General features: G+C 70.4%; 18 protein-coding genes. 13 read left to right on the top strand and 5 right to left on the bottom strand.

The window, feature by feature from the left end; translation table 11 throughout:
• The first annotated feature begins 48 nt into the window (after positions 1-48).
• The 6 genes from OG734_RS45100 to OG734_RS45125 all read left to right on the top strand — a co-directional run bounded on the left by OG734_RS45100 (position 49) and on the right by OG734_RS45125 (position 8,623).
• Complete coding sequence (locus tag OG734_RS45100) at positions 49-1,209, top strand: saccharopine dehydrogenase NADP-binding domain-containing protein (RefSeq protein WP_330294020.1); 1,161 nt, start codon at positions 49-51, stop codon at positions 1,207-1,209.
• A 101-nt stretch (positions 1,210-1,310) separates the two neighbouring features.
• On the top strand, positions 1,311-2,723 hold the full coding sequence (gene lpdA, locus OG734_RS45105; protein ID WP_330293172.1) for a dihydrolipoyl dehydrogenase: 1,413 nt from the start codon (positions 1,311-1,313) through the stop codon (positions 2,721-2,723).
• Between the two features lie 174 nt (positions 2,724-2,897).
• Positions 2,898-3,596: a TetR/AcrR family transcriptional regulator gene (locus OG734_RS45110; RefSeq protein ID WP_330293173.1), complete on the top strand. Its 699-nt coding sequence runs from the start codon at positions 2,898-2,900 to the stop codon at positions 3,594-3,596.
• Positions 3,597-3,622: 26 nt separating this feature from the next.
• Positions 3,623-4,486 carry an oxygenase MpaB family protein gene (locus tag OG734_RS45115; RefSeq protein WP_330293174.1) on the top strand — a complete coding sequence of 288 codons (864 nt, stop codon included), beginning with the start codon at positions 3,623-3,625 and terminating at the stop codon, positions 4,484-4,486.
• 57 nt (positions 4,487-4,543) lie between these two features.
• Positions 4,544-6,778, top strand: a complete 2,235-nt coding sequence (locus tag OG734_RS45120) for a serine/threonine-protein kinase (protein WP_330293175.1) — start codon at positions 4,544-4,546, stop codon at positions 6,776-6,778.
• Positions 6,779-7,027: 249 nt separating this feature from the next.
• Entirely contained in the window at positions 7,028-8,623 is a 1,596-nt protein-coding gene (locus OG734_RS45125) for a phytoene desaturase family protein (RefSeq protein WP_330293176.1), read from the top strand.
• 32 nt (positions 8,624-8,655) lie between these two features.
• Here OG734_RS45125 and OG734_RS45130 read toward each other — a convergent pair whose 3' ends face one another.
• Complete coding sequence (locus OG734_RS45130) at positions 8,656-10,434, bottom strand: serine hydrolase (protein ID WP_330293177.1); 1,779 nt, start codon at positions 10,432-10,434, stop codon at positions 8,656-8,658.
• Positions 10,435-10,616: 182 nt separating this feature from the next.
• Between OG734_RS45130 and OG734_RS45135 the strand changes: the two genes are divergently transcribed.
• Both OG734_RS45135 and OG734_RS45140 read left to right on the top strand, forming a co-directional pair.
• Positions 10,617-11,744, top strand: a complete 1,128-nt coding sequence (locus tag OG734_RS45135) for an NAD(P)H-dependent flavin oxidoreductase (RefSeq protein WP_330293178.1) — start codon at positions 10,617-10,619, stop codon at positions 11,742-11,744.
• 20 nt (positions 11,745-11,764) lie between these two features.
• Entirely contained in the window at positions 11,765-13,315 is a 1,551-nt protein-coding gene (locus OG734_RS45140) for an acyl-CoA synthetase (RefSeq protein WP_330294021.1), read from the top strand.
• Between the two features lie 84 nt (positions 13,316-13,399).
• Here the strand turns inward: OG734_RS45140 and OG734_RS45145 are convergent, their stop codons facing one another.
• Positions 13,400-15,841, bottom strand: coding sequence for a penicillin acylase family protein (locus OG734_RS45145; protein ID WP_330293179.1), 2,442 nt, complete (start codon positions 15,839-15,841; stop codon positions 13,400-13,402).
• A gap of 112 nt (positions 15,842-15,953) precedes the next feature.
• Here OG734_RS45145 and OG734_RS45150 point away from each other — a divergent pair, with 112 nt between their 5' ends.
• A complete protein-coding gene (locus OG734_RS45150) occupies positions 15,954-17,453 on the top strand; it encodes an acyl-CoA synthetase (RefSeq protein ID WP_330293180.1) in 1,500 nt (499 codons plus the stop codon).
• A gap of 3 nt (positions 17,454-17,456) precedes the next feature.
• Here the strand turns inward: OG734_RS45150 and OG734_RS45155 are convergent, their stop codons facing one another.
• From OG734_RS45155 to OG734_RS45165, 3 genes are all read right to left on the bottom strand, one after another.
• Positions 17,457-18,023 (bottom strand): cysteine hydrolase family protein, encoded by a 567-nt coding sequence (locus tag OG734_RS45155; protein WP_330293181.1) that lies wholly within the window; start codon positions 18,021-18,023, stop codon positions 17,457-17,459.
• A 105-nt stretch (positions 18,024-18,128) separates the two neighbouring features.
• Positions 18,129-20,192, bottom strand: coding sequence for a sulfatase (locus OG734_RS45160; RefSeq protein ID WP_330293182.1), 2,064 nt, complete (start codon positions 20,190-20,192; stop codon positions 18,129-18,131).
• 176 nt (positions 20,193-20,368) lie between these two features.
• Positions 20,369-21,988 (bottom strand): acyl-CoA synthetase, encoded by a 1,620-nt coding sequence (locus OG734_RS45165; protein ID WP_330293183.1) that lies wholly within the window; start codon positions 21,986-21,988, stop codon positions 20,369-20,371.
• A gap of 194 nt (positions 21,989-22,182) precedes the next feature.
• Between OG734_RS45165 and OG734_RS45170 the strand changes: the two genes are divergently transcribed.
• From OG734_RS45170 to OG734_RS45185, 4 genes are read left to right on the top strand one after another with little or no spacing between them, the layout of a single operon-like run.
• On the top strand, positions 22,183-22,983 hold the full coding sequence (locus tag OG734_RS45170) for a crotonase/enoyl-CoA hydratase family protein (protein ID WP_330293184.1): 801 nt from the start codon (positions 22,183-22,185) through the stop codon (positions 22,981-22,983).
• Between the two features lie 21 nt (positions 22,984-23,004).
• On the top strand, positions 23,005-23,952 hold the full coding sequence (locus OG734_RS45175) for a Zn-ribbon domain-containing OB-fold protein (protein ID WP_330293185.1): 948 nt from the start codon (positions 23,005-23,007) through the stop codon (positions 23,950-23,952).
• Entirely contained in the window at positions 23,949-25,007 is a 1,059-nt protein-coding gene (locus OG734_RS45180) for a thiolase domain-containing protein (protein WP_330293186.1), read from the top strand. The genes OG734_RS45175 and OG734_RS45180 overlap by 4 nt, the downstream gene beginning before the upstream one ends.
• On the top strand, positions 24,997-26,163 hold the full coding sequence (locus OG734_RS45185) for a thiolase domain-containing protein (RefSeq protein WP_330293187.1): 1,167 nt from the start codon (positions 24,997-24,999) through the stop codon (positions 26,161-26,163). The genes OG734_RS45180 and OG734_RS45185 overlap by 11 nt, the downstream gene beginning before the upstream one ends.
• The last annotated feature ends 30 nt before the right edge of the window (positions 26,164-26,193 follow it).

Below are 26,193 nucleotides of genomic sequence, written 5' to 3' on the forward strand. Positions count from 1 at the left end.
GACAATGCCCTCCGGAAGGCAGGCGGAGCCGTGGAGAAGCGCAGGATCGTGTTGCTGGGCGCAACCGGGTACACCGGACAGCGAGTTCTTCGGGAACTGCTCGCCCGGGGGGAGAAGCCGACACTGGCTGGGCGGAGCCGAGCCGGGATGCTGACTCTGGCCGACCGCTTCGAGGCGGAGTTGCCGGTGGCGGAGATCGACGTCACCTCCGCGGCCGATCTCGCACGCCTCCTGGAGCCCAGCGACGTGCTCCTCTCCACGGTCGGGCCGTTCATGCAGCTCGGCATGGCCACGGTCACGGCTGCCGCGCGGGCCGGGGCGCACTACTTCGACTCCACGGGGGAGGGACCCTTCGCCCGCCGTGTCCTCCATGAGCTGGATTCCGTCGCATCGGCGCGGGGAGCCACCCTCGTGCCCGCGTTCGGCTACGACTACGTTCCGGGCAACCTCGCCGGTGCGCTGGCCGTGGACAAGGCGGGCGAGCAGGCACGCCATGCCGAGATCGGCTACTTCATCACCCGTTCGGGCCGCGGGGACGAACTGCTCTACCGGAGCACCCTGCGCGACGCCTACACCCTGACCACGGGAGGAACGAGGCAGACGCTGGTCGCCGCGGCGGCCGAGGACGGGTTCGCCTACCGCCCCTCATCTCCCGGGAGCCCGCCCCATCTGGTCGACGAGCGTGCGGCCAAGCGAATACGCACCTTCCGCCACGCCGGCGTGAAACGCGCGACCATGACCGTCCCGGGCACGGAACACCTCGGCCTGCCGGAAGTCTTCCGCCAGTTGGAGAGCGTCGAGCTGGGTCTGGGCTGGCTCGGGCGCTGGACCCGCCCGGTACAGATCGCCGCCACGCTCCAGGCACCCCTGCTGCGATCGGCGAAGGTGCGGGCAGCGTTGACGCGATGGTCCGAGCGGCTCCCCGGATCGCACCGCGAACCGGACCTGGACGGCCGTTCCCTGGTGATCGCCGTCGCCCGGGACGGCCACGGTCGACCCCTGACCACGACAGCCCTCACCGGGCCGGATCCGTACGAGATGACGGGCTCACTCCTGGCCTGGGGCGCCGTCCATGCGGCGGCGCCGGATGCCGTCCTCAAGCCCGGCGTTCACGGGCCGGTCGCGGCCCTGGGCCTCGACACCCTCAGGCTCGGTGCCGCCGAGGCCGGAGTACACGAAATCGACGGGGCGTCGGCCCGCCGTCGATGATTGCCGCGTGGGCATAGACCTTGCCCTCTGTATCGGGCGGTGGCGGGACGCGCCGCTGTTTTAGTTGATGACCAGATTTTGTTCGCGGAAAGGAACCGTCCATGGACGAGCAGGATGAGCGCTTCGACGTCGTCGTACTCGGCGCCGGCCCCGGCGGATACGTCGCCGCCATCCGGGCTGCCCAGCTGGGCAAGCGCGTCGCTGTCGTCGAGGAGAAGTACTGGGGCGGCGTCTGCCTGAACGTGGGCTGCATCCCGACCAAGGCCCTGCTGCGCAACGCAGAGCTGGCGCATGTCTTTACGCGTGAGGCGAAGACCTTCGGCATCAAGGTCGACGGCGAGGTCTCCTTCGACTACGGGGAGGCCTTTCGCCGTAGCCGGAAAGTCGCGGACGGGCGGGTCAAGGGCGTCCACTTCCTGATGAAGAAGAACAAGATCACGGAAATCAGCGGTCGCGGCACGTTCGTCGACCCGCACACACTCCAGGTGGCCGACTACGACGGCAACACCCGCACCATCGGCTTCGACCACTGCATCATCGCCGCCGGGGCCACCCCCAAGCTGCTGCCCGGCACCAAGCGCAGCGCGCGCGTGGTCACGTTCGAGGAGCAGATCCTCGCCGAGGACCTGCCGCAGTCGATCGTCATCGCGGGCGCCGGCGCCATCGGCATCGAGTTCGCGTACGTCTTGCACAACTACGGTGTGAAGGTCACGATCGTCGAGTTCCTGGATCGGGTCGCGCCGCTGGAGGACGTCGAGGTCTCCGCCGAACTGGCCAAGCAGTACCGGCGGTTGGGCATCGACGTACTCACCTCGACCCGCGTCGAGTCCATCGACGAGTCCGGTCCGCAGGTGCGCGTGACCGTCACCGGCACGGACGGCGCCCAGCAGGTCCTCGAGGCCGACAAGGTCCTGCAGGCGATCGGCTTCGCTCCGAACGTGACCGGTTACGGCCTGGAGAACACGGGCGTGACGGTCACCGAGCGCGGCGCGATCGACGTCGACGGCCGCTGCCGCACCTCCGTGCCGCACATCTACGCCATCGGTGACGTCACCGCGAAGCTGATGCTCGCGCACGCCGCCGAGGCGATGGGCGTGGTCGCCGCGGAGACGCTCGCGGGTGCGGAGACCATGGAGCTGGACTACGTGATGATCCCGCGGTCAACTTTCTGCCAGCCCCAGATCGCCAGCTTCGGCTACACCGAGGCTCAGGCGCGGGAGAAGGGGTTCGACGTCCAGGTCGCCAAGTTCCCGTTCACCGCGAACGCCAAGGCTCATGGCCTGGGCGACGCGACCGGCTTCGTGAAGCTGATCAGCGACGCCAAGTACGGCGAGCTCCTCGGAGGCCATCTCATCGGCCCGGACGTCACCGAACTGCTGCCGGAGCTGACCCTGGCCCAGCAGTGGGACCTCACCGTCCACGAGGTCGCCCGCAACGTCCACGCCCACCCCACCCTGGGTGAGGCCGTCAAGGAGGCCGTGCACGGCCTCGCGGGCCACATGATCAACATGTAGTGGACGGCGACAGGACCCCTTGGTACCCGACCGGTCCCGCGATCCCGAGGGGCCAAGGGGGTCTGTCGCCGTACGTCATGAGGTGCTCGGGCGACCGGATAGGTGTTCCGGTTGCTGGTGGTCACGGTTCCCAGGGGAACTGGATAGATCAATCCGATTGCTAAACTGGCGAGTATGACCCCTCGCGCCCAGCGCCCTGACGAACCCGCCGCCCAGCCGCTGCGCAGCGACGCCGAGCGCAACCGGGAGCGGATCATCGCCGCCGCGCGCAAGGTGTTCGCGCGCGACGGGCTGAACGCATCCATGGCCTCCGTGGCCCGTGAGGCAGGGGTGGGCATCGCCACCATGTTCCGCCGCTTCCCAGCGAAGGAGGAGCTGGTCGCCGCCGTCTTCGCCGACCGCATGGACGCCTACGCCGACGCGGTCGCCGTCGCGCTCGACGACCCCGACCCCTGGCACGGTTTCGTCGGCTACATCGAGACCGCCTGTGCGATGCAGGCGGCCGACTACGGCTTCGCCGACGTCCTGACCACGACCTTCCCCACCGCCAAGGCCATGGAGGAACGCCGCAACGAGGCGTACGAGGGCATGGTGCGGCTCATCGGCCGGGCCAAGGCCACGGGCCGGCTGCGCGAGGACTTCGACCCCTCCGACCTGGTACTGATCCACATGGCCAACACCGGCGTCGTCAACGCCACCGGCGCCGCCGCCCCCGACGCCTGGCGCCGTGTCGTCGCCCTGATCATCCAGTCTCTCGAGGCGCCCGCCCGCGGCATCCTGCCCCCCTCGCCCGCACACGACGCCCTCTACCGTGCGATGCTCCGCAACACCCCCGCCGATGTCACCGCGGCCGAGCCCGAGAAGGGCAACTGAAGTCACTGAAGTCAGGGAGGCGTCTTTTGGACGGCATTCGCGCAGGTGATCCGGACCCGGGACTGTTCGGCCCCCGCTCCGTGACCTGGCAGCTGCACAGCGACCCCATGATGTGGGTCGCCGGAGTCCGTGCGCTGTACTTCCAGGCGCTGCATCCGCGTGTGGTGCGCGGGGTCACGCAGAACTCGGACTTCGGGAGGGAAGCCTGGGGCCGGCTGATGCGCACCGCGAGCTTCGTCGGCACGACGACCTACGGGACCACGGACGCGGCCGAGAAGGCGGGCGCCCGGGTGCGGAAGATCCACCGCATGATGTCCGCCGTCGACCCGGACACGGGGGAGCGGTACGGCGTCGACGAACCCGGGCTGCTGCTGTGGGTGCACTGCGCCGAGATCGACTCCTATCTGCACATCCTGCGCCGCTCCGGCTGCCCGATCACCGACGCCCACGCCGACCGCTACATCCGCGAACACCTGGTCAGCGCCCGTCTGGTGGGCCTCGACCCCGACGCCGTACCGTCGAACCAGGCCGAGTTGCGCGCGTACTTCGAGCAGGTCCGCCCCGAACTGGCCGTCGGAGCCGAGGCACGCGAGGTGGACGACTTCCTGCTCCGTCCACCGACGCATCCGCTGCTCGTCCCGGCGCGTGAGGTGGTGTGGCGGCGCGTGGGGCAGCTGGCGTACGCCTCTCTGCCGCCGTACGCCCACGAGCTGTACGGCAGAGCCGCAGCCGAACCGGCCACCGTCACCCGGCAGTTGCGTGCCACCGGCACCCTGTTGCGCTGCGTTCCCGCACGTCTTCGCTGGCAGCTCCCGCCCAAACACATCCTGCGGGCCATGTCACGGCTCGGCCCTGGCTCGCGCCCCGCGCCGTACAAACTCGGAAGATAGCTCGCCATACTGGACGGGCCAGGGGAGGGCGAACAGGACCGGGGGCGGCAGCGGGACATGGCGGACACCAGACTGATCCAGAGCCGGTACCGGCTGATCGATCTGATCGGGCGCGGCGGCATGGGGGAAGTGTGGCGTGCTCGCGATGAGTCGCTGGGGCGGCAGGTCGCCGTGAAGTGCCTGAAGCCGCTCGGGCCGCACCACGACCACTCCTTCACCCGTGTCCTGCGGGAACGGTTTCGGCGCGAGGCGCGGGTGGCCGCCGCGCTGCAGCACCGCGGGGTGACCGTCGTGCACGACTTCGGCGAGTCCGACGGGGTGCTCTATCTCGTCATGGAGCTGCTGGAGGGGCGCAATCTGAGCCAGCTCCTGGAGGACAACAAGCATCATCCGCTGCCCGTCCCGGACGTCGTCGACATCGCCGACCAGGTCGCCGCCGCCCTCGCCTACACCCACCAACAAGGCATCGTCCACCGTGACTTGAAGCCCGCGAACATCATGCGGTTGACCGACGGTACGGTGAAGATCTGCGACTTCGGCATAGCGCGCCTCGGTCATGACATCGGCTTCACCTCCCGGCTCACCGGCACCGGTATCGCGATGGGCACCCCGCACTACATGTCCCCGGAGCAGATCAGCGGCGGCGAGGTCGACCAGCGCAGCGACCTGTACTCCTTCGGGTGTGTGTTGTACGAACTGTCCACCGGGGTACCGCCGTTCGATCTCGACGACGCCTGGGGGGTGCTCATCGGACACCGCGACACCCCGCCCGAGCCGCCGCGCAGCCACCGCTCCGAGGTACCCGAGTTCCTGGAGCAGGTCATCCTGGCCCTTCTCGCCAAGCTCCCGGATGAACGCCCGCGCGACGCAAGGGAGTTGGCCCGCCGGATCAGTGCGGGCCGGGCGACGCCGCTGTATGTGCCGACCGTCGTCACCCCGCAGCCCCAGTTCGGGCCCCCCGAGCCCGCCGCCCGTGAGCCCCGGCTGCCGTCCTGGACCCGGGGCATGACCACCGGCCACAAGGCGACCGGTGCCGGGCTGGGCACCACGCCGCCGGACCCGTCGGCCGGCCTCACCGGCGACTGGATCGCCCGCCCGGTCGCGGGCCGCCCCGGGGAACCCGTACCGCAGCTGCCGCCCGCCCCGTCGCCCGAGGCGCTCAACGCGCTGTCCGGGCGGCACAACGCGGGCCTGAGCCTGGGGCGCCTCGGTCGCTGGGTCGAGGCGGGCGAGGTGCACCGCGCGGTCGCCGCCGAACGCGAGCACATCCTCGGACCCGCCCACCCCGAGACCCTCGCCAGCCGCTACGAGGTCGGCTTCACCCTCAGCCGCACCGGCCGCGCCGCCGACGCCCTGCGCGAGTACACCCACGTGGCCGGCGAACGGGAGCGGGTACTCGGCGCCGACCACCCGGACACGCTGGCCGCCCGGCAGGAAATGGCGTACGTCCTGGGGCAGTTGGGCCGCCACTTCGAGGCGCACCAGGCCTACACGACCGTCCTGGCCGCCCGGGAGCGCACCATGGGACCCGACCATCCGGACACCCTGCGCTGCCGCCACAACCTCGCCTTCAACCTGAGCCGCCTGGGGCGCCTGGAGGACTCGTACCGCATGGCCTGCGAGGTGGCGACCGCGCGCGCCCGGGTGCTCGGCGCCGCCCATCCCGACACGCTGGTCACGCAGTACGAAGTCGCCTACGCGCTCGGCCAGTTGGGGCGCTGGCCCGAGGCCCTGCGGACGTACCAGGAGGTCGCCGGGGCGCGCGCCGAGGCGCTCGGCCCCGATCACCCCGACACGCTCGCCGCCCGTTACGAGGTCGGCATCAGCCTTGGGCGGCTCGGCCGCAGCGCGGAGGCCCTCAAGCTGTACCGCGATCTGGTCGACGACCGCACTCGCGTGGGCGGCCCCGCGCACCCGGAGACACTGCGCGCCCGGCACGGGCTCGGCGTCAACCTCGGCCGGCTCGACCGCTGGGAGGAGGCGCTCGCCGAGTCGCGCGACGTGTGCGTGATCCGCGAGCGGGTCCTGGGCGCCGACCACCCGGACACGCTGGTCAGCCGCCGTGAGGTGGCCGTCGGCCTGGGTTGGCTCGGCCGCTGGCCCGACGCCCTGGCCGAGTACCGGCGGGTCGCCACCGCCCGCGAACAGGTGCTGGGCGCCGACCACCCCGACACCCTCGCCAGCCGCAACGACGAGGCCCACTGCCTGGAGCAGCTCGGCCGCGGCGCGGAGGCCGTCGAGCTGTACCGGAGGGTGGCGGCACTGCGGCAGCAGCGGGCGTCCGGACATTAGCTCGTGCCCGGGGCCGGGTAAGGAGGCCGCGGCGTCTCATGCGGGGGCGTGAGCGGGTCGACGGGGTCCCCTGACGGAGCGAAGCGAGCAAGGAGTCGGCGAGCGACGACACCGCCGCTGGGCCCGCTGAGGTCGGGGATGCCATGGCCCGCGTCTCCCGGCACCGGCCGCCGGACCGGCCCGAGCGCCCGGCGGCTCCTTGGCCGTACAGCTCTGGCCGGGGTGGATCATCACGTGTTACGAAGAACCATGCCCGCATCCGAGCGCCCCGCCCGACCCGGCCGATCCGACCGCCAGGACCGATACGACACGGTGATCGTCGGGGGCGGCCACAACGGCCTCGTCGCCGCCGCCTACCTGGCCCGCGCCGGGAAGTCCGTGCTGGTCCTGGAACGGCTGGCCGGCACCGGCGGCGCCGCCGTGTCGACCCGCCCGTTCACCGGGGTCGACGCCCGGCTGTCGCGCTACTCCTACCTGGTCAGCCTGCTGCCCCGGAAGATCGTGCGCGATCTCGACCTGGACTTCCGGGTGCGCGGGCGCACCGTCTCCTCGTACACCCCCGTGGAACGGGACGGCCGGGCCACCGGACTGCTCGTCGGCGGCGGTGGGCGCCGCACCCGCGAGGCCTTCGCGCGCCTCACCGGAGGGGACGGCGAGTACGAGTCCTGGCAGCGTTTCTACGGCATGACCGGCCGCGTCGCCGAAAGGGTGTTCCCCACTCTGACCGAGCCCCTGCCCACCCGCGACGAACTCCGCCGCCGCGTCGACGACGAGTACGCCTGGCGCACCCTCTTCGAGGAGCCGATCGGCGCCGCCGTCGAAGCGAACTTCGCCGATGACCTCGTACGCGGTGTGGTCCTGACGGACGCCCTGATCGGGACCTTCGCCGACGCCCACGACCCCTCCCTGCGGCAGAACCGCTGCTTCCTCTACCACGTCATCGGCGGCGGCACCGGGGCCTGGGACGTGCCCGTGGGCGGCATGGGCGCCCTCACGGACGCGCTGGCCGGCGCCGCCCGGAACGCGGGCGCCGTGCTCGCCACCGGCCACGAGGTCGTACGGGTGGACACGGACGGCCGTGCCGCCGAGGTGACGTACCGGACGGCCGACGGGGAGGGCACGGTCGGCACCCGGCACGTCCTGGTGAACGCCTCGCCGCAGGAACTGGCCGCGCTGACGGGTGACGCGCCGTCGAGCCCCGCCGAGGGAGCCCAGCTCAAGGTGAACATGCTGCTCACCCGGCTGCCGAGGCTCAAGGACACGTCTGTCGACCCGCGCGAGGCGTTCGCCGGGACCTTCCACATCGCCGAGGGGTACGAGCAACTGGCCACCGCTCACGCCCAGGCGTCAGCTGGTGAACTGCCCGCCGCGCCGCCGTCGGAGATCTACTGCCACTCGCTCACCGACCCGACGATCCTCGGCCCGGACCTCGTCGAGCAGGGCTGTCAGACGCTGACCCTGTTCGGCCTGCACACCCCCGCGCGACTGTTCGCGCGTGACAACGACGCCGTACGGGACGAACTGCTGAAATCCACCCTCGCCCAGCTCGACGCCCACCTCGCCGAACCCCTCGCGGACTGCCTTGCCACCGATGCCGACGGGCGCCCATGCATCGAGGCGAAGACCCCCCTCGACCTGGAACGTGACCTCCGCCTGCCCGGCGGCAACATCTTCCACCGCGACCTGACCTGGCCGTACGCCCAGGAGGACAGCGGGCGCTGGGGAGTGGAGACCCGGCACGCGAACGTCCTGCTGTGCGGGGCGGGTGCGGTGCGCGGGGGCGGGGTGAGCGGGGTGCCGGGGCACAACGCTGCCATGGCCGTGCTGGAGGCGGGCGAGGGCTGAGCACCGGCGGGGGCCCTTCGCCGGCCCCCGGGTCAGTTCGCGGATGCCGTCCAGCCCACCGCCTCGATACGTGCCGCGTCCGCCGGGCGCGTCTCGTCGAAGGCGGTGCCGTCGGCGCCGCGTACGGTCAGGCCGTCGACGTATGCTCCACGGCCGACGTACAGCCGGTCGGTCGTGTACCGCCAGCGCAAGATGAGGGCAGGGGAAGCGGGAAGGGCAGCCGAGAGGCGGTGCCAGACGCGCCCCGACCAGCCGGTGACCGAACCCGCCGGATGCTTCTGCGGGGTGCCGCCGGGGCTTGCGGTCGTGAACGGGATCGGCTGCCAGGTCGCACCGTCGTCGTCCGAGGCCTCCAGGAACAGTGCGTCCGACTGCGGCTCGGTGTCCCACCACAGGGCGCAGCGCAGGCGGGAGTCGGCAGTGGTGGCGAGGGGCGGCAGGGCGAGTGTCGCCGTCGTCGCGCTCGCCATGCCGGAGAACCAGGCCGTACGTCCATGGCGTGGGCGGACCGGCACCGCGCGGGCCAGGTGGTTCGCGGCGGCGACCCGGGGCGCGGAGCCGGAACGCCAACTTCGCACCGGATGCACGGAGTTGCCGAGGACGACGAGGAACGAGTCGGTCGTCGGGTCGAGGACGAGCGAAGTGCCGGTGAACCCGGTGTGCCCTGCGGTGCGGGGTGTGGCCATCGCACCCATGTACCAGTGCTGGTAGAGCTCGAAGCCGAGACCGTGCTCGTCCCCGGGGAAGGCCGTGTTGAAGTCGGTGAACATCAGCTCGACCGAGGCGGGCGACAGGATGCGCGCCCTGCCGTACGCGCCGCCGTTGAGTAGCGTACGGCCGAGAACGGCGAGGTCCCACGCCGACGAGAAGACACCGGCGTGGCCCGCGACTCCGCCGAGACTGAACGCGTTCTCGTCGTGCACCTCGCCCCACACCAGACCCCGGTCGAGCCCGGACCAGGGCGCGCGGGCGTCCTCGGTGGCGGCGATCGTCGGCTTCCAGGAGGCGGGCGGGTTGTAGCGCGTGCGGTGCATGCCGAGGGGAGCGGTGATCTCGTCGCGGAGCTGGGTGTCCAGTGGAAGACCGGTGATCTTCTCCAGGACCAGTTGGAGCGAGATCAGATTGAGGTCCGAGTAGAGGTACTTGGTGTCCGGTGGGCTCAGGGGTGCCTCGTTCCAGATGAGTTCGAGCTTCTTCTCGTACGTCGGGGCCTTGTAGAGCGGGATCCAGGCGCGGAATCCCGAGGTATGCGTGAGGAGTTGACGGATCGTCACATCCTGTTTGCCCGATCGTGCGAACTCCGGCAGGTACGCGGCGACCGTTCCCTCCAACTCCAGGCCGCCCCGCTCCAGTTGCTGCACGGCCAGGATCGACGTGAACAGTTTGGAGACCGAGGCGAGGTCGAACACCGTGTCCTCGGCCATCGGGATCTGCTCGGCGGTCGGGAACTCGACCCCGGTGTCCGTCTTCTCGTCGTACGCCGCGTAGCGCACCGCCATGCCGATCGGCCGATGCAATGCCACGGTGGAGCCGCGCCCGGCGAGCAGGACCGCGCCCGCGTACCAGGGGTGTTCGGGGGAGGGGGCGAGGAACGTCTCGGCGTCCGTGACCAGTTGGTTCAGGTGCCGGGGGAGGAGGCCGGCCCGTTCGGGCGAGCCGGGGCGCAGGGTCAGGTGTCCGCCTGTTGTCCTGGGGGTGGCCTCGGCCGGTCCTGCCGGAAAGGAGGCGAAGGTCAGCGCGCTGCCCAACGCCAGTGTGCGTCTGGCCAGCTGTCGTCGCGTCAGTCCGCTGCCCGCCGCTTCCGCTGTCATCGAGGAGCCTCCCATCGCACTGACTGAAAGTACTTTTCGGGACTGCCCTGAGGGGTGAAACTTTCGTGTCACCCGGGGCGCGTGTCAACCGTATGTCAACTGCACGTGGTTCATGGCCAAGAATCTGACGGTGTATCAGAAAAGGTCTTCCCTCGTCCGCAGGTCTACGGCATCCTGCGGCCATGCAGACGGAGCTGAGCAAGAAACTGGGAATCGAGCACGCCGTCTTCGGCTTCACGCCGTTCCCCGCCGTCGCCGCGGCCATCAGCCGGGCCGGGGGTTTCGGGGTGCTCGGTGCGGTCCGCTACACGGCGCCGGACGACCTCAAGCGCGACCTGGACTGGATCGAGGCGCATGTCGACGGCCGGCCGTACGGGCTGGACGTCGTCATGCCGGCCCGGAAGGTCGAGGGGGTGACCGAGGCCGAGGTCGAGGCGATGATCCCCGAGGGGCACCGCCAGTTCGTCCGGGACACCCTGGCCAAGTACGGCGTGCCCGAGCTGGCGGAGGGCGAGGCGTCCGGGTGGCGCATCACCGGGTGGATGGAGCAGGTCGCCCGTAACCAGCTCGACGTGGCCTTCGACTACCCGATCAAACTACTGGCGAACGCCCTGGGCTCGCCGCCCGCCGATGTGGTGGCCCGCGCACATGATCAGGGTGTTCTCGTCGCGGCTCTCGCGGGCAGCGCCCGGCATGCGCGCAAGCACGCCGAGGGCGGTATCGACATCGTCGTCGCGCAGGGCTACGAGGCGGGCGGCCACACCGGCGAGATCGCCTCCATGGTGCTGACCCCTGAAGTCGTCGACGCGGTCGATCCGTTGCCGGTGCTCGCCGCCGGCGGTATCGGCAGCGGGCGGCAGGTGGCCGCCGCGCTGGCCCTAGGCGCCCAGGGGGTCTGGCTGGGGTCCCTCTGGCTGACCACCACCGAGGCCGACATGCACTCGACCGCGCTCACACAGAAACTGCTCGCGGCCGGCTCCGGTGACACCGTCCGCTCCCGCGCCCTGACCGGCAAGCCCGCGCGTCAGCTGCGCACCGAGTGGACCGACGCCTGGGACTCCTCCGACGGACCCGGCACCCTGCCCATGCCCCTGCAGGGTCTGCTCGTGGCCGAGGCCGTCTCACGCATCCAGAAGTACGAGGTCGACCCGCTCCTCGGCACGCCGGTCGGTCAGATCGTCGGCCGGATGAACAGTGAACGGAGCGTTCAGGCCGTCTTCGACGACCTGACCAGCGGCTTCGAACAGGCTGTGAACCGAGTCAACCGGATCGCGGGACGGAACGCCGACGGAAGGGGCGACCAGTCGTGAGCCAGACAGCAAGCGGGACTGTGAGCGAGACCCCCAACGGATTCTGGGCGCAGGCCGCCGCCGACCCGGAGCGCATGGTCCTCGTCGCGCCCGGCGGTGAGCAGTGGACCGCGGGACGGCTGCACGCCGCCACCAACCAACTGGTTCACGGGCTGCGCGCCGCCGGACTCGGACGCGGTGACGCCTTTGCCGTGGTCCTGCCCAACAGCGTCGAGTTCCTCGTCGCGTATCTGGCCGCCTCCCAGGCCGGGTTCTATCTCGTCCCCGTCAACCACCACCTCGTCGGGCCCGAGATCGCCTGGATCGTCGCGGACTCCGGCGCCAAGGTGCTCATCGCGCACGAGCGGTTCGCCGACGCGGCACGCGCCGCCGCAGACGAGGCACAGCTCCCGGCGCAGCAGCGGTACGCGGTCGGCGAGGTCGACGGATTCCGGCCGTACGCCGGGCTCCTCGACGGACAGCCCGAGTCGCCGCCCGACGACCGCACCCTCGGCTGGGTCATGAACTACACCTCGGGCACCACGGGCCGCCCGCGCGGCATCCGGCGCCCGTTGCAGGGCAAGCCGCCCGAGGAGGCGTACCTCGGGGGGTTCCTCGGCATCTTCGGCGTCAAGCCGTTCGGCGGGAACGTGCACCTCGTCTGCTCGCCGCTCTACCACACGGCCGTACTCCAGTTCGCGGGCGCGTCCCTGCACATCGGGCACCGCCTGGTGCTGATGGACAAGTGGACGCCGGAGGAGATGCTCCGCGTCATCGACGCCCACAAGTGCACGCACACCCACATGGTCCCGACCCAGTTCCACCGCCTCCTTGCGCTGCCGGAGCGGGTACGGCGCGCGTACGACGTGTCGTCCATGCGGCACGCCATCCATGGCGCCGCGCCCTGCCCCGACCATGTGAAGCGGGCCATGATCGACTGGTGGGGCGACTGCGTGGAGGAGTACTACGCGGCCAGCGAAGGCGGCGGGGCGTTCGCGACCGCCGAGGACTGGCTGAAGAAGCCCGGCACGGTCGGCAAGGCCTGGCCGATCAGCGAACTCGCGATCTTCGACGACGACGGCAACCGGCTGCCACCCGGCGAACTCGGCACCGTCTACATGAAGATGAGCACCGGCGGCTTCGCCTATCACAAGGACGAGAGCAAGACGCGGAAGAACCGCATCGGCGACTTCTTCACCGTCGGCGACCTGGGCCTCCTGGACGAGGACGGCTACCTCTTCCTCCGGGACCGCAAGATCGACATGATCATCTCGGGCGGGGTCAACATCTACCCCGCCGAGATCGAGGCCGCTCTGCTCGCCCATCCCGCCGTCGCCGACGCGGCCGCCTTCGGTATCCCCCACGACGACTGGGGCGAGGAGGTCAAGGCAGTCGTGGAGGCAGCGCCCGGACAGGTGCCGGGGCCCGACCTGGCCAACGAGATCCTCGCCCACTGCGCGCGCCAACTCGCCGGCTACAAGCGGCCGAAGAGCGTCGACTTCATCGAGCGGATGCCGCGCGATCCCAACGGCAAGCTGTACAAGCGGCGGTTGCGCGACCCGTACTGGGAGGGCCGTACGCGGCCCGTGTGAGCGGCCGTGCGAACCGCGGTGTGGTCCCGTCCCGCCCTGGCGAGGGGACCACACCGGATCGACGTCCGTGCGTCCGTCAGCCCATCAGCCGTGCACCCGGATCACCCGCAGCCCGGGCGACGACAGGATGTCCTTCTCGCAGAACCTCGCCTTGACCCACTTCTCGGCCGAGAACAGCCGCGTCTGGTCCGCGAAGTGCGGCGAGTTCGGATTCGACGACTGGGAGTACGTCAGCAGCGTGCGGGCCACCGGGCAGCGGCTGCCGTCCCAGCCCACGGCCTGGATGTGGCTGGACCCGAACGCGTTGTCCCGGTAGCCGCCGTTCGCCGTGTCCCACACGGGCTCGATCTTGTTCCAGACGCCCAGAGACTCGGTACCGCCGCCGACCGGCAGGCGCTGACCCTTCCGTACGACGTACTGGTGGTCCCCGAGCCGGGCGTTCAGCGGGATGCCCGCCGTGCGCAGCTCCGTCACCGCGTCGGCGAGGGCCCTGGTGAAGCCCGGCGCGTCCGTGTTGAGCGTGTTGGGGGTGCCGACCGGGTCCGCCGCGGAGAACGGCACCTTCCAGCGCTGCGCGGACGGCACGGCGCCGAGCAGTTGCCGCCAGAACCGGGCGAAGAGCAGCGCACCCCGGCTGTCACTGTTCATGGTGCGGTCCCAGGATGCCAGCACGCCGCACGCCTGACTGACGTCAACTGCCGTACCCGTACTGCCCGTTGCCGTACCACCCGGCAGTGCCGCGCACGCTCGGGCCGCGTCGGCGGCGGCCAGCGCACCCGACGTCGAACGGTTCGCGAACTGCTGCCGCTGGAGATCCGCGACCGTCAGCCCGCCCTTGGCGGCCAGCGCCGCCACATCGGCGACGGCACCACGAGTGCGCGGTGAGGCGGCTGTGCGCACCGAGCCGAAGATCCGCTCGTAGCCGGTGATCGGCTTGTCCAGGTTGGTCAGCCACGCGCTGTCGTTGGAATTCTCCACATACGGCGTGTCCTTCAGCGTCGGCATCCGTGAGGGCCCGAAGATTCCGGGCGCCACGGCGTCCGGGTCGTCGCCGATGGCGCAGTCGGCGCGGGAGCCGTCGAGGACCGCGACCCCCGCCGCCGGGTAGGTGACCTTGCCGAGCGGCGTCGAACAGGCGGCCGCCAACTCGTTGGTGATCCGGGGGAGCACCTGCGACTGGGCGAACAGGGAGTGCCCCGAGGAGTCGGCGGCGACGGTGTTCACCCAGGGAATGCCCTGGTGCCCGTCGAGGGAGCTGAGGACATCGGCAGTGCCGCGCGCCTTGCTGAAGCCGAGCGAGGTGTCGTAGAAGCGCAGGTTCACCGCGTTCGGGTCGTTGAGCGCGTACGCCGTTGTCGTGGTCCAGGGCAACGGGAGGTCGCCGCCGGGGGAGAGGACGACGGGGCCGTAGCGGGTCCACCACTGGGTGCGGGTCACCGGCGCGCCGTCCTTCACCGGGACGGTCACCGACCGGCGTGTCATCCGCTCCGGCTTGCCGTCGACCAGATACGTCGTCGGGTCGGCGGGGTCCAGTTTCAGCTGGTGCAGGCTGAGCGGCACACCGGTGGAGACGGTGTGGCTCCACGCCACGTTCGCGTTGTACCCGATGGAGATCGTCGGCGAGCCGAGCAAGGACCCGCCCGCGACGTTCAGTTCACCCGGGATCGTCTGCTGGGACTGCCAGAAGCGGCGTCCGCCCTGCCACGGGTAGTGCGGGTTGCCGAGCAGCAGGCCACGGCCGCCCGCCGTCGTACTGCCGTTGAACGCCACGGCGTTGGAACCCATGTCGGAGATGTCGAACAGCTCGCGCGCACCCTTGGCGGCGGCGGAGGCGTCCGGGAGAGCCGGCTCTGTGGCTGTGGCTGCGGTGGACGCGGCAGGGGGCTGCGCGGCGGTGATCGCGTCCACGAAGCCGCCCTGTCCGCCGAGCACCGCGAGGGCGTACGCGCGGGTGGCCACGTCGAGGCCCGTCACCGGCCGGAGCCAGGCGGCGCCCGCGCAGGCCGGGTCCTTGACCCGGTTCTGCTTCAGCCAGGCGTTGTAGCCGGCCGCCCAGCCGTTCATCAGGTCCTTGACGGCCCGGCTCGGGCCCTGCGGCGCGGGCTGGGCGAGCAGCCGCTCGACCGCGCCGTCGTCCCGCACTCCACGGAAATACAGATCGCTGGAGAGGTTGTCGGAGGCGTCGGAGAGCGAGAAGTCGGTCGCGGCATCGGGTCCGAACCAGCGCGAGCGGTCGCCGCGCAGGGTCACGAAACCGTCCGCGAGCACACACACCTGGTCGGCGGCCTGCGCCCAGCCACTGCCGAAGCCGAGGTTCGCGTAGTCCTTCGCGACGATGTGCGGGATGCCGTACTCGGTGTAGCGGATCACGGCGGACAGGCCACCGTGGGAGGGATGTTGCTGTGACGCCTGTGAATCCTGTGATGCCTGTGACGGCCTGCTCTGCGCCGTGGCGGCGGGCAGTGCTGTCGTGGCGGTGAGTAATGCGACGGCCGTGACGACAAGCCGTCTTATGCGGGTGCGCATCGTGCCTCCCAACGTCATTGAGGGAAGGAGCGGTTGAGCGTACCAACCGGTATGTTTCCTGGCCCCCTCCGGTGCTTGACCTCGTTCGGTGACGGAACCAGGATCATGGACTATGACGCAGCAATACGGGAGCACGGTTGACGGGGTGCTGCGGCGCAGCGCCCAGCGCGTTCCGGCGCGGGTGGCGGTCGAGTACCGCGAGCGGGTCTGGACGTACGGGGAACTCGACGAGGCCGTCTCCCGTGCGGCGGGCGTTCTGCGCGCCGAGGGCCTGGCGCCGGGCGACAGGGTCGGCGCCTACGGCCACAACTCGGACGCCTACCTGATCGCCTTCCTCGCCTGCGCCCGCGCCGGCCTCGTGCATGTCCCCGTCAACCAGAACCTGACCGGCGACGACCTCGCCTACATCGTGGACCAGTCCGGCAGCACCCTGGTCCTGGCCGACCCGGACCTCGCCGACCGACTCCCCGACGGCGTACGGACCCTGCCGCTGCGCGACGCCGACGACTCACTGCTCGCCCGGCTGGCCGACACCGCGCCCTACGACGGTCCCGAGTCACGCACCGAGGCCCTGGTGCAGCTGCTGTACACGTCCGGGACCACCGCGCTGCCCAAGGGCGCGATGATGACCCACCGCTCCCTGGTGCACGAATACCTGAGCGCGATCGCCGCCCTCGACCTGAGCCCCGGCGACCGGCCCGTGCACTCGCTGCCCCTCTACCACTCGGCGCAGATGCACGTGTTCCTGCTGCCGTATCTCGCGGTCGGCGCCACGAACCTCATCCTCGACGCACCGGACGGCGACGCGATCCTCGACCTCGTCGAGGCCGGCCGGGCGGACAGCCTGTTCGCGCCGCCGACCGTGTGGATCGGCCTCGCGGGCCGCCCCGACTTCGCGACCCGCGACCTGAGCGGACTGCGCAAGGCCTACTACGGCGCGTCGATCATGCCGGTCCCGGTCCTGGAGCGGCTGCGCGAGCGACTCCCGAAACTCGCCTTCTACAACTGCTTCGGCCAGAGCGAGATCGGCCCCCTCTCCATGGTTCTCGGGCCCTTCGAGCACAAGGGGCGGCTGGATTCCTGTGGACGCCCGGTGCTGTTCGTGGACGCGCGGGTGGTCGACGAGGACGGCGAGGAGGTGCCCGACGGCACACCCGGCGAAGTCGTCTACCGGTCTCCCCAACTGTGCGAGGGCTACTGGGACAAGCCCGAGGAGACGACCGCCGCCTTCCGCGACGGCTGGTTCCACTCCGGTGACCTGGTCGTCCGGGACGCGGACGGCTACTACACCGTCGTCGACCGGGTGAAGGACGTCATCAACTCCGGTGGCGTGCTGATCGCCTCACGCCAGGTCGAGGACGCCCTTTACACCCACGAGGCGGTAGCCGAGGCAGCCGTCGTCGGACTTCCCGACGAGCGCTGGATCGAGGCGGTCACGGCGGTCGTCGTCTCCCGCGGCGAGGTGACGGAGGCCGAACTCATCGCCCACGCCCGCGAGAAGCTCGCCCACTTCAAGGCACCGAAGCGGGTCGTGTTCGTGGACGAGCTGCCGCGCAACGCGAGCGGGAAGATCCTCAAGCGGGAGCTGCGGGACCGCTTCGCGGGTTCCTGACCGTCAGCCCTCCTCGGCGGCGGTGAAGGTCGCCTCCGAGGCGCTGACCGTCCCTGCGGTGCGCCCGGGGGCGGTCTGGTACTGCCAGTAGAGGTTGGTGTGCGCGATCACCTCGGCCGGTGTCGGAGCGCCGTACTTCGTGAGGTCCTGCGTGGTGTGGGCATCGCCGACGAGCGTCACGTTGTACCCGCGCACCATGCCGCCGTGCAGGGTGGAGCGAACGCAGGCGTCGGTCTGCGCGCCCGTGACGACCAGCCGGCCGACCCCGTGCTCGGCGAGGACGTCCTCCAGGTCGGTGGCCTCGAAGGAGTCGCCATATTTCTTGTGGACGAGGGGCTCGGTGTCGCGGCGGACCAGTTCCGGTACGTACTCCCAGCCTTCGGCGCCCGCCTTCAGCTCGTCGCTGGAGTGCTGCACCCAGACCACGGGCGCGCCCTCCGCACGGGCCTTGTCGACGAGGGTGTTGATGTTCGCGATCACCTGGTCGCGGTCGTGGGCGCCGTCCACCACCTGGTTCTGGACGTCGATGACGAGCAGCGCGCTGTTCGGGCGGTCGGACAGGGTCGTCATGGGAACCTCTTCGTCTCCTCGACGCGGATGCTGATCTCGCCACCAACACTAGAACCGACCACTGACAATCGCCCCTGACCTGGCAGTTCCACCGTCGGTCCGATGTCACCCCGACTGTGGCCCGTACGCCGTCATGAAGCGGTCCCGGAACTTGTTCATGCCCCACGTCGGGGCGTTGGCCGCGGGCTTGAGCCCGTCCGTCCAGCCCCAGTCGGCGACGCGGTCCAGCACCTTCGGGTCGTGGGCGACGATCGTGACCGGCACGTCCCTGCTGGTGCTGCCCCCTGTGACCGTGGGGACGGGCTGGTGGTCACCGAGGAGGACGAGGACGGTGTTGTCGTCGCCGTAGCGCTGGACCCACTGGACCAGGCTGTCCAGGGAGTACTGGATGGCCTTGCGGTACTCGGTCCGCACGCGCTTGGCGCTCTTCCAGACCTCCGTGGGGTTCGTGCCCTCTTTCTTGATCTTGTTGAAGATCGAACCGTCCCCGAGGTCGTTCCAGTCGACCATGCGGGCGATGGGGGACCAGGGGTTGTGGCTGGAGGCCAGGATGATCTCCGCCATGATCGGGTCGCGGTCCTTCTTTCCGTGTTCCAGCTTCTGGAAGGCCTCCAGGCTGAACTGGTCCGGCACCGGTGTCCAGCTGAAGTACGGACCCTGGTAGCCGAGGTGCGTGGAGTCGTAGATGTGGTCGAGGCCGAAGTACTTGCCCTCGGGCCAGGCCTTCCGTACGCCCGGGACGATGCCGACCGTGCGCCAGGCGCCGGTCTTCTGGAAGTAGCTGGTGAGGGTGGCGCGGTCACTGGTGGTCACGGTCCGGTACCGCTGCTGGTTCTTGATCCACAGACCGGACAGGAACGTCGAATGGGCGAGCCAGCTGCCGGCGCCCGTCACGGGTGAGGTGAGCCAGCCGCTGCGCGCCGCGAAGCCGGCCGACTTGAGCCTGGCGTCGCCCTCCTTGAGCGTCGCGTCGATCTCCGGTGCCATCGCCGGATCGTCGATCGCCACCCGGCCGTAGCTCTCGATGAAGGTGAACAGCACGTCCTTGCCACGCAGTCCGGTCAGCAGCTGGTCGGACGGGGTGTCGGCGAAGGCGTCGACGGTGAGCTGCTTCTTGAAGACCTCGGCGTCCCCGAGACCGTCGCGGACGTACTGCACACGGTTGGAGAGGTACTGGGTGTAGCCCTTGGTGGCGACCGTTACACCGCCTGCCTGCACGCCCATGGTGAAGCAGACGATCCACGCGGTGCCGAGGACCAGCGTGCTGCGCACGGCCGCGGGGCGGTGCCGGGCCATCACGTCGGCCAACCGCACCATGGCGAGCGCGCTCACCACGAGAACGGCGATCAGCAGGACGATCACGCCGATCACCGCGAGCACCTCACCCGAGCGACCGAGCGAGTCTTTCAGGAAGTCCGCCGCGCTGCTCAGCAGAATCCAGTCGAAGACCAGGTCGAACGGCCGGGCCAGAGTCTGGTAGAAGCCCATGTCGAGACACTTCAGGACGGTGGACAGCCCGAGGAACGCCCCCAGGACGACGGCCGTGATCCGCCGGGCCTTCGGCGGCAGTACGAGCAGGACAGCCGCGAGGAAGATCGCCTCGACAGGCAGGCGGAGGAACGACTCGAGGGTGATCCGGTCGAGGCGGTTGGGCACGAGGAGCACGCCGAGCACCAGAACACCCGCCAGGACACTCGTGCCCACCCGTACGGCACGTGCGGCGCGGGGGAAGCGACGGCGCCAGCCGAACCAGCCAGGGCGCGCAGAGGAGGCGGCGGCGCTACTCGGGGCGGGTTCGTCGGTGGACGTGGTGGAGCCGGAGGCCGCCGCGTCGGCGGATTCGTCGTCGGCGGAAGCCACGCGGGGGACGAGGGCCTCGGTGGGCACCTTCCCGCCCTCTGCGCCGACTGCCGTCTCCTCCGCCGTGGGGCGTGCGCCCAGCTCGTCCGCCTCCGCCTCCGCCTCCGCCTCCGCCTCCGCCTCCGTCGTCGGCTCGGTCGCTTCGTCCGTCGCGCCGGCCGACTCCTCGTCCGCCGACTCCTCGTCCGCCGGGGCCCCGGGCTCGGTGTCGTTCACCGCGGAAGCGGTCGAGGCCTCCTCGACTGTGGTCCTGTCCGGCGAGTCCGCGTCCGTCTCCGGCAGTTGACGAGGGGGCGTGAGGTGCGACACCCGTGGGTCCTTCCGTGCGAAGCCGCTGATGGCACGGCGGACCGGGCCCGCAGGGCAGGGCCGCCAACCTCGCGTACGGCCCTGCGTCACCCTCCGTTCAAACAACCGGGTCAACCGCGCGCACAGAGTACGCCCGTCGTCCCCGGCCGGCCCAACGACGGGTCACGGCCTCCCGCCTACCGGTCCGCCCCGACCGCCACCTCCTGGGCCCACCGGTAGTCCGCCTTGCCGCTGGGCGACCGCTGTATCGTCTCCGCGATCACCAGCTGCCGAGGGATCTTGTAACCGGCGAGATGCGTACGGCAGTAGGACTGGACGTCCTCCAGCGAGGGCCGCGACGCCCCCTCCCGCAACTGCACCACCGCCGCCACATGGTTGCCCCACTTCGCGTCGGGGACCCCGGCCACCAGTGCGTCGTACACGTCGGGATGGGACTTGAGCGCCTGCTCGACCTCCTCCGGATACACCTTCTCGCCGCCGGTGTTGATGCACTGCGAACCCCGCCCGAGGACGGTGACGACGCCCTCCTCGTCGACCGTCGCCATGTCGCCGAGCAGCACCCACCGCTCGCCGTCCTTCTCGAAGAAGGTCTCCGCCGTCTTCCGCGGGTCGTTGTAGTAGCCGAGCGGTACGTGGCCGCACTGGGCGATCCGGCCCACCTCGCCCACGGGCACCGGCTCGTGCGTGGCCGGATCCACCACCTGGGTACGGGAGTTGACGCGGATACGGAACCCGCGTTCGGGGCCCGAGTCCTCGGTCGCCGTACCGTTGAAGCCCGACTCCGACGACCCGAAGTTGTTCAGCAACATCACGTTCGGGACGAGGGCCTGGAACTGGGCACGGACCGTCTCCGACATGATCGCGCCGGAGGACGAGACGCTGAACAGGGCTGAGCAGTCCGTGCCCTTCATGGGCCCGTTGAGCGCGTCGATCAGTGGACGCAGCATCGCGTCGCCCACCAGGGACACGCTGGTGACCTTCTCCTTCTCGATCGTGCGCAGCACGTCCTCGGGGGCGAACTTGCGGTGGATCACCACCCGTTGGCCGAAATTGAAGCCGATGAAGGCCGTCAGAGTCGAGGTGCCGTGCATCAACGGGGGAGTGGGGAAGAAGGTGATCCCCTCGCCGCCGGCCGCGACCCGCTCGGCCAGCTCCTGCGGCGACTTGACCGGCTCGCCGGTCGGGGCGCCGCCGCCCAGCCCCGAGAAGAACAGGTCTTCCTGACGCCACATCACGCCCTTGGGCATACCGGTGGTGCCGCCGGTGTAGATGATGAACTGATCGTCGCCCGAGCGGGCCGGAAAGCCCCGTGCCGGGGACCCGGCAGCCTCGGCCTCGGCGAAGGGCACCGCATCCAACTCGGCTGTCCCCGGGGCCGGTTCGCCCACGCGGATCAGATGCCGCAATGCCGTGGCCTGGGGCTGTGCCGCCGCCACCCGCTCCGTGAACTCTGTGTCGAAGACCAGGGCGGCGAGGTTGGCGTCCCGGTAGAGGTACACCAACTCCTCTTCCACATAGCGGTAGTTGACGTTGACCGGAACGATCCGCGCCTTGAGGCAGCCCAGCACGGTCTGGAGGTACTCGACCCCGTTGTAGAGGTGGAGGCCCAGATGCTCGCCGGGGCGTATCCCGCTGTCGGCCAGATGATGGGCGACCCGGTTGGCGGCGGCGTCCAACTCCGCGTAGCTCAGGCGGCGTTCCGCGCCCGTACCGGGATGGTCGAGGTACACGAGTGCCGCACGATGCGGCACCACATCCACGACCGACTCGAACAGGTCGGCAAGGTTGTACTCCACCGCTCCTCCTGACCCCGGGCATCCCTGGCGGTTGTCGGCTCGCCGTCATCAGAGCAAAGGGCGCGGCAACTGTGAAGGGGCCGCGCCGAAGAAATCTGACTACCTGTCAGAAAACCCTTGAAGTGCTTCCTCCGCTCCTGCAACCTGTTCTCGTTCTTTCACCTGTTCTCGTTCTTTCAGAGGGGAGATGGGCGATGGGTGGCACGGAACACCTGACCGTTCGGCGTGAGAACGCCACGCTGGTGCTCACACTCAACCGGCCGGAAGCCAAGAACGCACTCTCGCTGCCGATGCTCGTCGGGCTGTACGACGGCTGGGTCGAGGCGGACGAGGACGACGCCGTCCGCTCGATCGTGCTCACCGGAGCGGGGGGCGCCTTCTGCGCCGGAATGGACCTGAAGGCCCTGGCCGGGAGTGGTCTGGCGGGGGAGGAGTGCCGCCACCGGCTCAAGGCCGACCCGGATCTCCACTGGAAGGCGATGCTGCGCCACCACCGCCCCCGGAAACCCGTGATCGCCGCGATCGAGGGGTACTGCGTCGCCGGCGGCACCGAGATCATCCAGGGAACCGACATCCGGGTCGCGGGCGAATCGGCGACCTTCGGACTCTTCGAGGTCAAACGCGGTCTCTTCCCGATCGGCGGCTCCACGGTCCGCCTCCAACGACAGATCCCGCGCACCCACGCCCTGGAGATGCTGCTCACCGGACGCCCGTACAGCGCCCAGGAAGCCGCCGCGATCGGCCTGATCGGACACGTCGTCCCCGACGGCACCGCCCTGGACAAGGCCCTGGAGATCGCCGAGCGCATCAACGCCTGCGGCCCGCTCGCCGTCGAGGCCGTCAAGGCCTCGGTCTACGAGACCGCCGAGCTGACCGAGACCGAAGGTCTCGCCGCCGAACTCAAGCGGGGCTGGCCGATCTTCGACACCGCCGACGCCAAGGAAGGCACCCGTGCCTTCGCCGAGAAGCGCCCACCCGTCTACCGGCGGGCCTGATCCCGCGAAGGAGCACCCCGGATGACCACCGAAGTCCTCAAAGCCCCCCTGGTCGTCGAATTCCCCTTCACCCGCTCCCTGGGCCCTGTCCAGAGCGCCTTCCTGACCGGCCTGCGCGAACAGGTCGTCCTCGGCGTGCGCACCGCCGACGGCCGCACCCTCGTCCCGCCCGTGGAGTACGACCCGGTGACCGCCGACGAGATACGCGACCTCGTGCAGGTCGCCCCCACCGGCACCGTCACCACCTGGGCCTGGAACCCCGCCCCGCGCCGCGGCCAGCCCCTGGACATGCCCTTCGCCTGGGCCCTGGTCCGGCTCGACGGCGCCGACACCGCCCTCCTGCACGCCCTGGACGCAGCCGGCCCCGACGCCGTCCACACCGGAATGCGCGTCCGCGTCCGCTGGGCGGCGGAACGCTCCGGCGCGATCACGGACATCGCCTGCTTCGAACCGTACGACAGCGAGATCGGCGGTGAAGTGGGCGCCCACGACGGGCAGTTCGAGTCCATGGTGACCGGCATCGTCGCCCAGGCCCGCCTCGACTACACCTACTCGCCCGGCCGCGCCCAGACCGCCTACATCAACGCCCTCGCCGAGCGGCGGATCGTCGGCGAGCGCTGCCCCTCCTGCCGGAAGGTGTACGTCCCGCCCAGGGGCGCGTGTCCCACCTGCGGTGTCGCCACCGCCGAGCAGGTCCAGGTGGGCCCCGGGGGCACGGTCACCACGTACTGCATCGTCAACATCAAGGCCCGCAACCTCGACATCGAAGTGCCCTACGTCTACGCGCACATCGCCCTCGACGGCGCCGACCTCGCCCTGCACGGCCGGATCGGCGGCATCCCCTACGACCAGGTCCACATAGGGCTGCGGGTGGAGCCGGTGTGGACGGAAGGGGGCCGTTACCCCGATCACTACCGGCCCACCGGCGAACCCGACGCGGACTACGAGACGTTCAAGGAGCTGTTGTGACACGCGAGATCGCCGTCGTGGCCTTCGCACAGACCGATCACCGGCGCACCAGTGACGAGCTCTCCGAAGTCGAGATGCTCATGCCCGTGCTGCATGAGGTGCTCGACCGGACCGGGCTGAAGACCAGCGACATCGGCTTCACCTGCTCCGGCTCCTCCGACTACCTCGCCGGCCGCGCCTTCTCCTTCACCCTGGCGCTCGACGGGGTGGGCGCCTGGCCGCCGATCTCCGAGTCGCATGTGGAGATGGACGGGGCGTGGGCGCTGTACGAGGCGTGGACCAAGCTGCTCACGGGGGACGCCGACACGGCACTCGTCTACGCGTACGGCAAGTCCTCGCCGGGCTCGGTGCGGGACGTCCTGACCCGGCAGCTCGATCCGTACTACGTGGCCCCCCTGTGGCCGGACTCCGTGGCGCTCGCCGCGCTCCAGGCGCAGGCGCTCATCGACGCGGGTTACACCGACGAGCCCGCGCTCGCCGCCGTCGCCGCCCGGAGCCGGGCGGATGCGCAGGCCAACTCCCATGCCCAGCTGCGGGGTTCGGTGCCGCACGGGGACTACGTCGTACATCCGCTGCGTACCGGAGACTGTCCGCCGATCGGCGACGGGGCCGCCGCCGTGATCCTCGCGGCCGGGGAACGCGCCCGGGAACTGTGCGAGCGGCCCGCCTGGATCCGGGGCATCGACCACCGCATCGAGGCACACTCGCTCGGCGTCCGCGAACTGACCGACTCACCGTCGACGAGGCTCGCCGCCGAGAAGGCCGGCGTCTTCGAACGGCCCGTGGACACCGCCGAGTTGCACGCACCGTTCACCTCGCAGGAGGTGGTCCTCAGGAATGCACTCCAGCTGGATGACGACGTCCATGTGAACCCGTCCGGCGGTGCCCTCGCCGCCAACCCGATCATGGCTGCCGGGCTCATCCGCATCGGCGAGGCCGCCGCTCGGATCCACCGGGGCGAGTCCGACCGGGCCCTCGCCCATGCCACCTCCGGGCCCTGCCTCCAACAGAACCTGGTCGCCGTACTCGAAGGGGAGCCCCGTCATGTCCAGTGAACCCGTGGCGGTCGTCGGGATCGGCCAGACCAAGCATGTCGCCGCCCGCCGGGACGTGTCCATGGCCGGGTTGGTGAGAGAGGCCGCTCAACGAGCCCTCACAGACGCCGAGTTGACGTGGGCCGACATCGATGCCGTAGTCATCGGCAAGGCGCCCGACTTCTTCGAGGGCGTCATGATGCCCGAGCTGTATCTCGCCGACGCGCTCGGTGCGGTGGGCAAGCCGATGCTGCGTGTGCACACGGCCGGCTCGGTCGGCGGGTCCACGGCCCTCGTTGCCACGAACCTCGTCAGGTCCCGTGTCCACGCCACCGTCCTCACCCTGGCCTACGAGAAACAGTCCGAGTCGAACGCCATGTGGGGACTCTCCCTGCCGATCCCCTTCCAGCAGCCACTGCTGGCCGGCGCCGGCGGCTTCTTCGCCCCGCACGTCCGCGCGTACATGCGACGCAGCGGCGCCCCCGACACCGTCGGCTCACTGGTCGCCTACAAGGACCGGCGCAACGCGCTCAAGAACCCGTACGCGCATCTGCACGAGCACGACATCACGCTGGAGAAGGTCCAGGCCTCGCCCATGCTGTGGGACCCGATCCGCTACTCCGAGACCTGCCCCTCCTCGGACGGCGCCGTCGCGATGGTCCTCACCGACCGCGCCGGAGCCGCCCGCTCCCCGCGCCCGCCCGCCTGGCTGCACGGCGGCGCGATGCGCAGCGAACCCACGCTCTTCGCGGGCAAGGACGCCGTGTCCCCGAAGGCGGGCCAGGACTGCGCGGCCGACGTGTACCGGCAGGCCGGGATCGCCGACCCGCGCCGGGACATCGACGCCGTCGAGATGTACGTACCGTTCTCCTGGTACGAGCCCATGTGGCTGGAGAACCTCGGCTTCGCCGCCGAGGGCGAGGGCTGGAAGCTCACCGAGGCAGGGGTCACCGAACTCGACGGGGATCTGCCCGTCAACATGTCGGGCGGCGTCCTGTCGACCAATCCGATCGGCGCCTCGGGCATGATCCGCTTTGCGGAAGCAGCCCTTCAGGTGCGCGGGCTGGCCGGAGAACACCAGGTGGACGGGGCCCGCAGGGTCCTCGGGCACGCCTACGGCGGCGGCTCCCAGTTCTTTTCCATGTGGCTGGTCGGCAGCGAACCGCCCACCTCCTGAAGCGTCCCTCCCACGTGGCCTGTCGGCGGC

This window comes from Streptomyces sp. NBC_00576, from assembly GCF_036345175.1.
GTDB lineage: Bacteria > Actinomycetota > Actinomycetes > Streptomycetales > Streptomycetaceae > Streptomyces.

Coding starts and splice junctions, on each gene's coding strand:
- lpdA (WP_330293172.1), top strand. CDS start 1,311: ATGGACGAGCAGGATGAGCGCTTCGACGTCGTCGTACTCGGCGCCGGC.
- OG734_RS45110 (WP_330293173.1), top strand. CDS start 2,898: ATGACCCCTCGCGCCCAGCGCCCTGACGAACCCGCCGCCCAGCCGCTG.
- OG734_RS45120 (WP_330293175.1), top strand. CDS start 4,544: ATGGCGGACACCAGACTGATCCAGAGCCGGTACCGGCTGATCGATCTG.
- OG734_RS45125 (WP_330293176.1), top strand. CDS start 7,028: ATGCCCGCATCCGAGCGCCCCGCCCGACCCGGCCGATCCGACCGCCAG.
- OG734_RS45130 (WP_330293177.1), bottom strand. CDS start 10,434: ATGACAGCGGAAGCGGCGGGCAGCGGACTGACGCGACGACAGCTGGCC.
- OG734_RS45135 (WP_330293178.1), top strand. CDS start 10,617: ATGCAGACGGAGCTGAGCAAGAAACTGGGAATCGAGCACGCCGTCTTC.
- OG734_RS45145 (WP_330293179.1), bottom strand. CDS start 15,841: ATGCGCACCCGCATAAGACGGCTTGTCGTCACGGCCGTCGCATTACTC.
- OG734_RS45150 (WP_330293180.1), top strand. CDS start 15,954: ATGACGCAGCAATACGGGAGCACGGTTGACGGGGTGCTGCGGCGCAGC.
- OG734_RS45155 (WP_330293181.1), bottom strand. CDS start 18,023: ATGACGACCCTGTCCGACCGCCCGAACAGCGCGCTGCTCGTCATCGAC.
- OG734_RS45170 (WP_330293184.1), top strand. CDS start 22,183: ATGGGTGGCACGGAACACCTGACCGTTCGGCGTGAGAACGCCACGCTG.
- OG734_RS45175 (WP_330293185.1), top strand. CDS start 23,005: ATGACCACCGAAGTCCTCAAAGCCCCCCTGGTCGTCGAATTCCCCTTC.
- OG734_RS45185 (WP_330293187.1), top strand. CDS start 24,997: ATGTCCAGTGAACCCGTGGCGGTCGTCGGGATCGGCCAGACCAAGCAT.